The organism is [Clostridium] symbiosum ATCC 14940, from assembly GCF_000466485.1.
Taxonomy (GTDB): Bacteria; Bacillota; Clostridia; order Lachnospirales; family Lachnospiraceae; genus Otoolea; species Otoolea symbiosa.
This window is the reverse complement of record NZ_KE992920.1, coordinates 1-14,209: the sequence shown is the minus strand read 5'-3', so window position 1 is coordinate 14,209 and position 14,209 is coordinate 1. Positions and strand designations below refer to the sequence as shown.

Genomic DNA, 14,209 nt, shown 5'->3' with positions numbered 1-14,209 from the left:
GGCCGGCAGAATTACGGCAGTAAAAGAGACAGGAGGTTCCGGAATGAGACGAGTTAGAAACCAGTTGCCGGAGAAGAAAAAACTGAATAATTCAGGTTCCGCCATGATTCTGGCGCTGACTGTCCTTTCTCTGATTGCCATATTGGGGATTATGGCTTTAAGCTCCGCGCTTTTGAATGTCAGAATGAGAGATTTGAACCGGAAATCAGACAAGAATTTTTACTATCTGGAGACAGCGCTCGATGAGATTTATGCGCAGACAGGAAGAATGGCGAGTGACATCCTGAAAGAAAACTATCTTGGCGTGATGGAGAAGCTTTATAAAGATGGCTACAGAACAAACGATGAGGCGAACGCCTGGCTGAGAGCCGGTTTTATGAAGGAACTGACAGGCGAAAACGCTTTGGGGTTATCACTTCCTCTCACTGATGAAAACAATGAGGAAAATCTTAAAAATGCGGCTGAGAAACTGGCCTCTTTTTCGGATACGATACAGAAACAGAATCTGGAGGTTTTTATCGATTCAATTATCATGGAGAAACAGGTTATGCCGGAAGGGGAAGAGCTTGCGATGACCGGCTCCGGCAATGCGGCGCCTCTGTCCGTCCCCGGTCCGCGGGACAGCTACAGCGGTATCACCCTGAAAGGCTTCTGTCTGATTTATACAAATCCGGATACCGGAATTGAGTCGGCAGTCACCGTGGATTTAAGAATACGGGCGCCCTATGTAAGGTTCATGAATGAAGGCGATGCACTGCTTGACTATGTCCTGGCGGCGAATGGGGATATAAAAGTAAACCAGAACGGCACAAGCAGAACAGTGAATGAGTTTACCGGAAACATATACGGCAATTCAATTACGGTATTCCACAGCGAGCTTGACGCGGCGGGCCGGTTAATTGCGGCAAAGGGAAATATAACGGCTGACAACCGTGCGGAGCTTACAATTTTCCCTGCTGTGAATACCGGGGCGAAGAGCCGCGTCTGGGCAGACGGGATTGAGCTTAACGCCTCATCCACCCTGACCGCTGAGGATGCCGACATATTTGTCAAGGATGATTTGACACTGAAGGGCGATAAGAATAATGTTACCCTGAAAGGCTCTTATTACGGCTACGGAAACGAAGGGGACAGCAGCGCGCTGGAACAGGAAACACCGAATAAAAGCAGCGCGGTTATTATAAATGACAGGGGGAGCAGTCTTGATTTGACGGGCCTTGACTCCCTGATACTGGCCGGACGGGCCTATATGAGATTTGACGATACGATTACGAACGGGCAGTACGTTTACCCGATGGGAGAATCACTGGCCGTTAAGGCCACTCAGACGATGTATTTGATACCGGAGACATCCATTCGCCTGGCATGGAATGGAAATACACAGGCTGCCGGTTCCAACCCGGTACTCTTGCCCGATGAGGCGGATGGCTATACACTGGCGCTTCAGGTCGAGCTTCCCGATGAAATGGGCGGGAAGAAGGCGGAGTATCAGATACGGATAGACAATCCTCAGGCAGAAAGCGATTCGGATAAAGAAATTACAGTTACAGGACCCGGAACACAGGACTCCCCGGTTGTCCCGGTAATTTTAAATGGAAAGATTTATATCTATTATAATTTTAATTCGGAAAGTGAGAGAAGGGACTATTTTGTCAATTATCTGGATAAAAACGCTTCATCTTTTGACGATCTGCTGGAGAAAAGCCGTATGGGGAAAAGCGGCGGGACAGCCGGCGGTGACGGCAGCGGAATATATATTAAAGGCAGCGGGTCCCAGCAGATTCATACATCAGGCGCCCTATATCAGGTAGCCGGGGATAAAGGGGAGGATGAACATCTTTTTCAGCTCCTTAAGAAGGGGGAGGACGGTGTCGGCAGTAAACTTGAATGGGTGAACCTGATTGGAAATCTGAATGCCTCTTTTAAAAATATACAGGACAATCTGGCGGAGACAGACCGTGTCGGAGGGCGTGCCGGAGAAGCTGCCATGGGAATTTCATCGATACTGCCGATTGGAAATTATGTTAAAATTGATGAAGTGAAAAAACTAATAGGAGAACCGGTCTATATCAAAGAAAACGGATGCTGTGTGCTGCTGAGCGGGGACTCGGTTCATGTAGAGCTGGGGGCCGGTGGGGACAGCGCGTCAGTCACAACTCTGGGGAGAACTTTTTCTATGGACGGAGGGCTGGTTGTATCGGCAAAAGATATTGAGATTGGAGGAGAGGGAGCGTTTAACGGCCTGTTTATGGCGGCAGGTCAGATATCTGTTACGGGCAGCGCAAGGCTGACCGCCGATGGGCAGACTTACGAACCCATTCTGGACAGAGAAGAGACTGCAAAATACTTTTATGATTACAGCGATCCGGCCTCCACTGTGCTGAACGACTATGAAGACTTTGTTACGAGAGAGAACTGGAGCCGTTCCGGACGTGAGCGGGGAGGCGGCAAATGATGAAAGACAATACCAACAGCGGTTTTTCACTGATAGAGCTAATTATTGCCATGACCATTCTGCTTGTTCTCAGCGGCATGATTTTTCTGGGAAGCGATTCAGCAAGAAGAAAAGAAACGGAGAAGTATGCGGCCGCTCTCGGCAATGCGATCTTGATGGCCCGGACGGCCTCCATGTCTAAGGCGGGCAAGTGGCGGCTGGGACTTTATCTGAAGGAAAAAGAATATTACTGTATCCTGGAGAGCGAGGAAAAGGCATCCGGGGAGTCAGGCGGCGTATATTGGGAAAGCCGGTCAGAGAAAGTCAGACTGGGGCATGCCGGCGCGGTTGATTATGAATGGGTGTCCGGAAGCGGCGATCCTGACGGTGAAGGGAACGTTTCAGACGGCGCCGAAACCGGAGAGGGCAGCCTGGAGAAGGGGAAGCTGATTCATGCATGGCGGTTCGACCGAGATACAGGCTCCTGCATGGAGGGAGCGGGCACTCTTAAGGTCACCGGCGTGGGACGTACCAGAACCATTACAGTTTATAAAGAAAATGGCCGGGTCGATATCAGCAATGTGAAGTAGGGAAAAAATCTGTGACAGTTCAGCCATGATGTATTCCGCGAGGCATTTTCGCTGTTTCTTGCGAAATTCCCGAGTAGTGCGGCGCGATGAAAAGACAAAAATCGGGCGGAAAGGAGGAAGACGCGTGGAAAGAAAAAGCAAAGAGCCGAATTCATTAAATTCATTTACAGAGTCCGGAAACGGAGGCTTTTCACTAATTGAATTACTGGTCGGTATTTCAGTTTTGGCAGTGGTGGGTCTTATGATAACATCACTGTTTAGCAGTTCCACCCGCCTCTACCGTTCTACGGCGTCTTACTCCAATATCCAGACTGAGAGCCAGGCAGTCAGCCGGAAAATCAGCAATGCGATCATGGGAGCCGGTTCATTATATCTGAATGAAGGGGAACGCGGAAGCTATCTGTTTGCCGGTGAGGTGAAAACGGAAGCCGGAAAGAATGTGTACTCCGGTGAGATATTCTGGTTCAACAAAGAGACCGGCTGTCTGTATCAAAACAGCGGCTTTAAGGCCGAACAAGACATTAATTCCGGCCCGGACATCGCAGGCGGAGAGAGCCATGACGGGACAGGGGATAAAATATCGGGAAATCCTGGAGTCCTGTCTTTGGAGACGGTCAGGGCAGCATTAGAAGAAAATGCAGGTAATGGCCGGGAATATCTGATCAGCGATAAAGTAAAGAAGCTTGATTTTACAATTTTCCCTGAATTGACGGAAAATGAGCGGATCAATGAAGACGATGGATTCTACAAAACAGATGGGAAGATAAGTGTGAATTTTGCTCTGACTTTCCAATATCTGGACAGTAAAAGCTATTTTGTGACAACCAGTGCCGCGCCCCGTAACAGGATAGCGGTTTTATGGTGGAATGGAGAAACCGGTACAGGCGGCGGGCCCGAAACAGGGGCATGACCCAATACAGGTCCGTACTGGCCGTAAAAATGTTAATTCAAACCGATGGCGCATCAGGAGGCAGGAATGGAAGTTCGCGTACAGAAAAAGAAAAAGAGATTTCCGTGGGACGGAAAAAAACTGCATACTGTATGGAAAGCCGTGGCGGCGATACTGGTGATCTGCGTGCTGGCCGGCGGGATATTGCTGATTGCAGGCCGCAGACAGCAGGCGGAAGCCGCGCTCGATCCGACCAGATACAGCAAAGAACATCCCTTTGTGGTTTTGGAGATAGTACCTTACGAAGGACAGGGACAATGGGGGTATTTGGTCGAAGGACAGGAACCTGTGACAGTCGAGGCAATCAATGGGTATTATACGGAAGAACAGGAGTTAAAAGATTACTGGAGCTTAGACTGGGGAAACAATAATGCAACATTTTTTATTGAATTTCCATTCTCAGGTCTGGTGAGAGATAAAGAAAACAGACGGTACGCCAACAATAACATTTTTGTGAAGAACATTCTCTGCCAGAGCGGCAAAAAAGCGGAGGACTGGGCAGGCAAAGTTCAGGTAAGGTCTGAGAGCGCATGCGATATAACGGTTCAGGACGTGGAAAGAGCCGATCTTATTATAGTCCAAAGTAATGAGTCGGCCTATAAATACAACCAGTCCGGAGGCGATAACCGGAATCCGCTGTATGCATATTGGAAATATAATAAACCGTCAGTCATATTAAAGGATGAAAAAGGAAAGGTCATTGAGCCAAATAAAGGGGGCCAGGCCGTCTATGAGGGCAGCATTTCGGAAGATAATGGGAATAGCTGGAAATCAATGGATATGCAATGGGATGCGGCGCTGGCTGTTCTGGATCATGCCTATACAAAAAATAAGGCGACAATTGTGGCATCCGAAAAGTCAGCCGGAAATGCGGATAAAAATATTGATAAATTAATTCTGCTTTTAACAAAGCTGAGCGGAAAAGCCTATATCGATGACGGAATAAAAGAAATGATTACCACGGCTGTCAACGGAGAAGGCGTCAGAACTGGAAGCTTTAACGGAGAAACATCCTGGAATGAAAAGTTATTTTATGATGCCGTTCTGCTCGACCGTACCACCTTTACAGACAGTTTTGAAAAGCTGAAATATTTTATTTATAATCCGTCTGAACAATATGCGCCGCCGGACAATGTAAAAACATTCCTGGAACGGTTCAGGTCAATGGGCAGCCTTTCAAATGAAGACTTTTATGAGTTTATGGATTCCGAATTATGGGATGCGTTATTAAAGTATGCAAGGCTGCTGAGAGATAAAGAGGGCAGTGCCGGAAAAATCACGGAAGAGGATTATCAGGCGTTTGAAAATTACCGGGTAAAGTATGAAAAGCATCAAATTTGTAAACTTGAAGACAAGTATGAAGCCGGATATGATCTCCTGCATAATGGAGGTTACATCGGCAAAACAAAGTGGGATAATGTGATCCGTTATATGGAAGGATGGATCAGTTACCCGTTTGTTCCGGTCCTCTTAGGCGAAAGCTCCAAACACCAGATTGATGTGGAAGAGATTTTATTAGGAGGAGCGGTAACGCCGGACGGACCGCCCCAGGAGGCGGCAGAGGGACTGATCAAGGTACTGGAAATCGAACCATCCAATAATTACTGGCTTGTGATTCCGGAAAATCTGTCAAAACTCGCAATGGCGATTGGTGAGGATGAAGACGAAATTTCCGTTACATACGTGACGCCAAATACATTAAATGGTATGGCGGTAGATTTGACGGCGGAGTATGATTTAATATTAATAGGGGAAGACACCTCTCTTTTCAGGGCGGGAGGCCCTTACAGCAGCGGCATTCCTTACCGCCATAACGGTTACCTGGATGATGCGGTAATTCCTCAGACCCTGCTCAACGGTTTACTGGCAGGTGATTATACGACAAAAGCAAAATTTGATGCCGGTATTGCAATGAAAAAAGAGGGCGCCTCGCTGAATACAGGGTCTTATCCTCTTACGGTCAGCAGCAGCCGGTACTGGAATCCCGGATTGAGGGAGCAGTGGCCCAAAACACCGGACTATTATTTCCTGAAAAATGTGGAACTGGCATTGGAGCTTCAGGTATTAGGAGCCGATGAGTCAGTCAGCAAGGCCAGATTCAGCGGCAATGATATAAGCTCATATATGCAGCGGCAGCTGGCGGAATTCGTAAAATCAGGCCAGCCGGTTATTGTGGCAGATCGTCTCCTGGTAGATGCGAGGAAACAAATCGGCGATTTCATTTTCATCGATATGGATTCCAGGCCATACGAAGAGGAGCTGGATTTGGATGCCAGATTATATTTCGCATTGTACGGAATGGAGGATGAGAGGGACTATTATACGAAAGCCCCGGAAGAAACTTACTATAATCGGCTGATATCAATGCGTACCGGTCTTGAAGAAGCGGCAGGTAAAACAATCTCATTGATGAAAGATTATAAACCGTCAATTGTGGTAAAAGATACCGGGTTAATAAAGGATGAAAACGGAAATGCTGTTTCTTCAATCGCTGAGAAAGGATGGAGTCCGGAGACAAAGCCGGATCTGACTGCGCTTGCCAGAACGAATACATTGACGTTTGACTACGAAATCACGCTGCCCATAGGCGATCAGGCAGAGAATATGGTAATGACAATCATTGTGGATCGGAACGGCGACGGTATTTTCGATGAAGCGGGAGACGGAGGAAACGGCTCAGGCAAACCGGGTAAAGAAAATAATTCAACGGATTATATTAAAAATGATCAGGTGTTTACCGTAAAATTCGGCGATTTGCCCCCGGGGGATTATACCTTTGAGAGCGGCTTGCTGAAAGGCAGATATACTTCTCCTGTGCCGGTTGAGTCAATCGAGGAAATATGCCAGTTCCGCGTACAGATTTCGACTCTTGATAAAAATAATCCTCTCACCGGAGTCTGGACCGGATACCTGCATCCTGATACAAAGAAGAAGGACGTGAAGATACTGCAGATTACGCCGTATTCCGATACGGCAGGAGGTAAGAATCTGTCACAGAATCCACAGTTTGTCCGTCTGTTTAATGAGGCGGAGCAAAAGGGCGGGGAGTATCATATCGACTTTGAAAATGCCGGATTTGAAACAATTTCCGAAGGCGATTTTGCTGCAGAATGTGAGGGTAAGGAAATTACTGCGGAAAAATTAAAGGCATATGATTTAATCATTGTGGGAACCGATTTTTCACAGGAGCTGAAAGGCGATATAACGGATACGGATACTCTGGAGGCGGCCAAAGTTTTAAAGGAATATTCGGATACACTCAAAAAACCAATTATCTTTACAAACGATGCATTTTCCTATGTCAATTCGGAGAATTACTTTGCCCCGGAGGAAGTTGATTATTATTACCGCAATATGACGATTGAAGAAGGGCAGAGGGAGAAGCCGACAGAAACAGATCCAAACTACAAAAAGGTCAGGATTAGTAAAGAACAGTATGAAGCTTATCTGGAAAAAAATGAGAAAGAGTGGAATGACAATCAGCATAATATTGGAAACGGGACCGTCTATCTCGATCCGGAGGGTCTCCATGAGGTGGCTGAAAAAGCAGGATCTTATAAGGCTCTTGTGAGGCCGACTGCAGCCGATGACGGGAGAGAAATTTCGGAGCTGTATATCGGGTGGCAAACCTGGGGCGGGTGGTTTAATGGAGGAGGAAAAGAGGTAAAGACAGTGAATCCCAATTCCCCGCCGGTAAAAGTTAACGCAGCCCAATTCTATAACGAATTCAGGAATATGATAGACAGAACATTTAGCTGGATTTACTACTTTTATGCCAGGAACGGTTATGTGACGGAAGGGGAGCTGAGATCTCTGTATGAAGATGCCGGTGGGAATCCCCTGAGAACCACAATCAAAAAAAATACATTTAATGTCAAAGATCTCCACGCAGCTCTCGGAAGCTACGAAGCAATTTCCAAAGATATCGTGGATGAGACGGCTCCAATCGTAATCGCCGGGGATACTTACTATAAATTCAAGTCGAACGGCGCCGATTACCTGTCCATCCGTCTCGAGGAGGACGTGACGAATTTCTACGGTTATGTATGGCAGAAAAAAGTAGCCGGAGACAGCGATAATCCCGTTGAGACAAAGTATACTCTTAACAATGTGGCCGGAAAAGGCGATGCGCTGTATCCTCATAAAAACAACTGGAATTACTTCTTTACGCAATCGCTGCGCTATGCGGTGGGTATGGACCGTTTTGCCGTGACAACCGATATCAAGCCGGACGACAAAAGAGATAAGGGAAGCAGCAGGCGGTGGACAAAGATAGAGCAGCTCCAGGGCTTTACAAACGGAGCCTTGCTGGAATATGCATTTATACCAAAGGCGGGCAGCAGTTATGAGGCTCTGGTGAATACCACTTCGCCTTACAATACACAGATATCACAGAACCTTGCCATCGGTGTGAAACCCCGTACACAGTATATTGAACCGCTCAATGAGGGGCAGATTGGCCTTTATCCTTATAAGATTGAAAATGAAGTTTCGGAAGCGAAAATTGGGATAGCAGAGAACCATGCCCCATACTATCAGCTTGATTTAGAGCGGGAGCCTGGCAAGGGGAAAGTTGACGATGTGACGGTCTGGTATACATTTGCAGGTTCGGGCAATGACGATGAATCTAAATATTTTGATACAACGGTAAGAGACGCCGGAAACAATTACTATCTATATTCAAAAGGTAAAATCTATTATACCGGCTTTTCACTTTATGACGACACGGATGAATCAGGTTCTGATGATGAACTGGTTCCGGATATGGAAATGAAACTGTTCATCAATACGGTTTACGCCGCCCTGAACAGTGAGGCGGCGGAGACGTCCTTCTATGATACCGTAGTATTGGAAGGAGGAACGGTATCGGGAATCGAACTGGCGGGAAATACCGGTGCGCCGAACCGCTATACCTGTTATTACGATGCTTACGACGACAAGCTGGAGCTTCTGTTCCGGGTACAAAAGATGAATGCCGCAGACAATGAGACGGTACCGTTGGCAATCGGGAAGAAGGGAGAGATGAATGAAGACGGCCTTCCTTCGGTGGCGGTATTTGATGAATCGGCCTACACAATAGGGGAACTTCCGGAAGAAAATACGGTTTCGAGCTTTCCGGTAGTGAAGGTTGCAGGCGAACCGGGGCAGAAAGGAAGCCTGGGAAGCGGCGCCAGTGATCAATGGTACCGGCTGGAAATGGCATTTAACGGTGATATGGATGGAATGACAATCATAATCGGCCCAGAGACGCCGGAGGCCGGGAAGTTAAGAAAAGACAGTATCTATGCGGAGATCCGTCTCGTAAAGCGCGAACTGTTCGATTTGGACTAGCAGTACAATCCGTGCCGCCGCAGTGCGAACCTCTGCGGCTCCATGAATTTCACAGAGCAGTGGCTGCTTTGGCGGCATTTTAAATGGGGAGAACCGTCAATCGGTTCTCCCCACTGCTATGCTTATAATACCGGTTTAACGGGCCAATTCTAAAATTCCGGCTCAATCAATCCGTAGGTATTGCCTTTCCTCTTGTAAACCACATTCACCTGGTCGGTTTCCGAATTAAGGAATACATAGAAGGCATGTCCAAGAAGTTCCATCTGTACACAAGCTTCCTCCGGATCCATCGGTTTCATCGCGAATCTCTTAACTTTAACAATTTTTACTTCGTCATCCGATTCATACTCTTCATTCATGAAATAATCGGAGAATGCAATAGCCGCCTGTTTTTTGTCAACAATCTTGTTTTTATATTTTTTAAGCTGGCGCTCGATAATTTCTTCTACCAAATCAATGGATACGTACATATCGTTGCTTTCCTGCTCCGCACGGATAATGGTGCCTTTTACAGGAATGGTAACTTCGATTTTCTGACGTTCTTTTTCAACACTTAATGTAATGATTGCTTCTGTGTCCTGATTGAAGTATCGCTCAAGTTTTCCGATTTTCTCCTCTACTGCTGCTTTTAACCCCGGGGTAACATTAATATTTCTTCCAGTAATCTTATAACGCATATACATCGCTCCTTTTTCTTGGGATGTTTATAGTATACCACTTTTATTTGATAAATTCAATCACAAAAGGAAAATTGCGAAGACAATTATTGTTAATTTTTTATAAAAAGTCTAAATTATTTAGGCGTCATAATGTTTCAAAACGTTATTGTTCACATCCCGCCAAAAAGCGGCATGCTGCGAACAATAACACGCTTCGCGATGCACAGAAACGGAAAAAAGCGCCGTTTCGCGCCGTAAAACTCGGGATTTTCGTGCAAAATGCGCACGAAAACACCTCGCGGAACACAACCGTGTGAACAGTAACTTCAAAACTACTTAAAACTCGCGCGGAACCCATATAAAACCTGATATTCCTGTCAAGGATAATCCTTGTATTTTTTGTCGAAATATGCAAGTTTATGAGATATACACAAAAATCAGGTTGGTGAACTTTGGATGGGGAAAGATGGTGATAAACATAAAAAAGATGTGGATAATGTGGATAACTCGGTGTATAACTACTTTTTCCCTTAAAATGGACAAGGTGGGGTGTGCATAACTTTTCTACATTTTTGGCGAAAACGGTGTGGATAATGTGGACAACTGGTGAATAGAACAAGTTTTTTGTGCAATTTGCTAAGTTTACCATAATATGACGAATTATGTCACTGGGATGCCCTGGAAACTATTGCGCGGATGTGGACAAAATGTAAAAAATTTATGAAGTCGTTGAATAAAATCCTTGTTAGTGTTAGAATAAGTAAGATTGTATAACTATAACTATGCAGTTTTGGCATGAATAGAAGAGCTTGCAATGATGATAATAGAAATAATGATAGAAATAGGAGAGTAAAGCATGAATCTGATAGAGAAAATGTTTGGAACTCACAGCGAGCGTGAACTAAAGCTGATTTATCCCATTGTGGATAAGATTGTTGCTTTGAAGCCGGAGATGGAAAAGCTGACGGACGATGAGCTGAAGGACAATACCAGAAAGTTCAGAGAGCGTCTGGAAAAGGGTGAAACATTGGATGACATTCTGCCGGAGGCATTTGCCACCATCAGAGAAGCCTCAAGGCGTGTCCTTAATATGGAGCATTATCCGGTACAGCTCATTGGCGGAATTGTTCTGCACCAGGGACGTATTGCCGAGATGAAGACAGGTGAAGGAAAGACGCTTGTTTCCACAGCCCCGGCTTATCTGAATGCGCTGAAGGGCAACGGCGTATTTATCGTTACGGTTAACGACTATCTGGCAAAGCGAGATGCCGAGTGGATGGGAGAGGTTCACAGATTCCTGGGACTTTCCGTCGGCGTGGTATTAAATGCGATGACTCCGGACGAGCGCCGGGCGGCATATAACTGTGACATCACCTATGTAACCAACAATGAGCTTGGTTTTGACTATCTCCGCGATAATATGGCTATATATAAGGAACAGATGGTTTTAAGAAATCTGGATTATGCCATCATCGATGAGGTCGATTCCGTCTTGATCGACGAGGCGCGGACACCGCTTATCATTTCCGGTCAGAGCGGTAAATCCACCAAGTTATATGAAGTCTGCGATATTCTGGCGCGCCAGCTGGAACGCGGAGAGGAATCAGCCGAATTTACAAAGATATCGGCCATCATGGGTGAAGAGATTGAGGAGACGGGCGACTTCATTGTCAATGAGAAGGACAAGGTGGTCAATCTGACAGAGGCCGGCGTCAAGAAAGTGGAGGAATTCTTCCATATAGAGAACCTGGCGGATCCGCAGAACCTGGAGATTCAGCATAATATTATTCTTGCACTGCGCGCCAACAACCTGATGTTCCGCGATAAGGATTATGTGGTGAAGGACGACGAGGTCCTGATTGTAGATGAGTTTACGGGACGTATTATGCCGGGCCGCCGCTATTCCGACGGACTTCATCAGGCCATCGAGGCGAAGGAGCATGTAAATGTCCGCCGCGAGAGCAGAACGCTTGCAACCATCACATTCCAGAACTTCTTTAATAAGTTTACAAAGAAGGCCGGTATGACCGGTACGGCTCAAACCGAGGAGAAGGAGTTCCGTAATATTTACCAGATGGACGTTATCGTAATTCCGACGAATAAGCCGGTAATCCGTCATGATAACGACGACGCTGTATATAAGACGAAAAAAGAGAAATTCCATGCTGTTGTGGATGAGGTTGTGGCAGCCCATGAAAAGGGACAGCCTGTTCTGGTGGGTACGATTACGATCGAGACATCCGAGCTTTTAAGCAAGATGCTGACAAGGCGCGGCGTGCCGCACAAGGTGCTGAATGCCAAATTCCATGAGATGGAGGCTGAGATTGTAGCCGATGCCGGTGTACACGGCGCGGTAACCATCGCTACCAACATGGCCGGCCGTGGTACGGATATCAAGCTGGACGACAAGGCGAAGGAAATCGGCGGTCTCAAGATCATCGGTACCGAGCGCCATGAATCCAGACGTATCGATAATCAGCTGCGCGGGCGTTCAGGACGTCAGGGAGATCCGGGTGAATCCCGTTTCTACATTTCTCTGGAAGACGATCTGATGCGTCTCTTCGGTTCCGAGAAGCTGATGAATATGTTTAACGCATTGGGCGTTCCGGAGAATGAGCAGATAGAGCATAAGATGCTTTCAAACGCCATTGAAAAAGCCCAGATGAAGATCGAGAACAACAACTACGGCATCCGTGAAAACCTGCTGAAATATGATGAGGTTATGAACGAGCAGCGTGAGGTCATTTATGACGAGCGCCGCCGCGTATTAAACGGTGAAAGCATGAGAACCGTAATTATGAAGATGATTACGGATATTGTAGAAAATGCTGTGGATATGTCCATCTCTGATGAACAGGGAACAGAAGAATGGGATCTGACGGAGCTGAATACACTGCTGCTTCCGATTATTCCGCTTCCTCCTGTCGCGCTGAAAGACGATCAGAAGGATATGAAGAAGAATGAATTAAAGCACATGCTGAAGGAGGCTGCCACAAAGCTTTACGAAGCCAAGGAAGCAGAGTTCCCGGAGGCAGAGCAGATCCGTGAGATCGAGCGTGTTATTCTTCTGAAAGTAATCGATGCAAAATGGATGGCTCATATTGATGATATGGATCAGCTCCGTGAAGGTATCGGCCTCCAGGCATATGGCCAGAGAGATCCTCTGGTAGAGTATAAGATGAGCGGATATGAGATGTTCGACAGCATGACTGCCGCAATCCGTGAAGATACAGTGCGCATCCTGTTCCATATCCGTGTGGAGCAGAAGGTGGAGCGTGAACCGGCGGCCAAGGTGACGGGAACCAACAAGGATGATACCGCCGTCAATGCGCCGAAAAAGCGTGAGGCGAAAAAGATTTATCCAAATGATCCGTGTCCATGCGGTTCCGGCAAGAAATTCAAACAGTGCTGCGGACGCAAAATACTGCAGGAGATGAATTCCAATCCGGAGCTTAAGAATAAGACGGTTCAGATGCAGATTCTGCCGCAGGGCGGGAAGAAGGAAGAGAAATAGAGATTTAACTGAGGTAGGAGGACGCGTCCGGAACGGACTATGTCCGGTGTGGTGAGAGGGTGACTGAGACTTTCCATCCCCGGGTAGGTTGTCGTGAGGGGGGAATTCGGCCGGAATGAATTGCTGCGGGGACCGTTTGCACTCTTTGGAGTGCGCATCGGTTCTAGGCTCGTGTGGAACCTCGCTAAGCACCGGCGGACTCCCAGGTCCCCTCCGCAATTGATTCCGCCTACTTCCCCGGGTCAGGGTTTCTCCGGGGACGGAAAACTCAGGCGGAAGTTTTCGCGGCACCGGACATGGTCCGCTTCGACCGCGGATTCTCTCCAACCTTAAATGGGGAGGACCCTGTCGCGGCCACTACGTGTTTCCGGCTGGCTGATATCAAATCTAGCGCAATTCTTTCATAAAGGCACATTGTAGGCATATGGTATTTCCCGCACACGTAAGCACTGAGTGGCCGCGACAAGATCCGCCCCCGCACTTAACGCGTGAGACAATCAGCGGCTGCAGGCCAGTGGACGGGGCCGATACACCCAGCGGAGTCTTTCGTCCCGGCGAAGAACTTCCGGGAGAAGGAGATACTGCCGAAATCTTCCGGCGGAGAAGGAGAGAATGATATCCGGAAGGACGTTCGCCCGAGAGACGATAGCTCTTAGGCAGAGGGAGGCAAAGCGTGCCGGGCGGATTTTGGCCCTACCAGGGCAAAATCCGGGACAACTTGAGCTTCGAACT

6 protein-coding genes are annotated in these 14,209 nt (G+C 47.3%); 5 read left to right on the top strand and 1 reads right to left on the bottom strand.

The window, feature by feature from the left end:
• Positions 1-43: 43 nt before the first annotated feature.
• The 4 genes from CLOSYM_RS11750 to CLOSYM_RS11735 all read left to right on the top strand — a co-directional run bounded on the left by CLOSYM_RS11750 (position 44) and on the right by CLOSYM_RS11735 (position 9,304).
• Entirely contained in the window at positions 44-2,455 is a 2,412-nt protein-coding gene (locus CLOSYM_RS11750; protein WP_021642269.1) for a hypothetical protein, read from the top strand.
• Complete coding sequence (locus CLOSYM_RS11745) at positions 2,452-3,024, top strand: prepilin-type N-terminal cleavage/methylation domain-containing protein (protein WP_021642268.1); 573 nt, start codon at positions 2,452-2,454, stop codon at positions 3,022-3,024. Before CLOSYM_RS11750 ends, CLOSYM_RS11745 begins: the two co-directional genes overlap by 4 nt.
• A gap of 124 nt (positions 3,025-3,148) precedes the next feature.
• Positions 3,149-3,934, top strand: a complete 786-nt coding sequence (locus CLOSYM_RS11740; protein WP_044902384.1) for a PilW family protein — start codon at positions 3,149-3,151, stop codon at positions 3,932-3,934.
• 66 nt (positions 3,935-4,000) lie between these two features.
• On the top strand, positions 4,001-9,304 hold the full coding sequence (locus CLOSYM_RS11735; protein ID WP_044902383.1) for a DUF5057 domain-containing protein: 5,304 nt from the start codon (positions 4,001-4,003) through the stop codon (positions 9,302-9,304).
• 149 nt (positions 9,305-9,453) lie between these two features.
• On the opposite strand, the gene hpf is transcribed toward CLOSYM_RS11735, so the two are convergent.
• The gene (gene hpf / locus CLOSYM_RS11730; protein ID WP_003502891.1) at positions 9,454-9,981 is read right to left on the bottom strand and encodes a ribosome hibernation-promoting factor, HPF/YfiA family; all 528 of its coding nucleotides are present in this window, start codon (positions 9,979-9,981) and stop codon (positions 9,454-9,456) included.
• 838 nt (positions 9,982-10,819) lie between these two features.
• On the opposite strand from hpf, the gene secA reads away from it, so the two are divergent.
• Positions 10,820-13,477, top strand: a complete 2,658-nt coding sequence (secA, locus tag CLOSYM_RS11725) for a preprotein translocase subunit SecA (RefSeq protein WP_003502892.1) — start codon at positions 10,820-10,822, stop codon at positions 13,475-13,477.
• Positions 13,478-14,209: the final 732 nt, after the last annotated feature.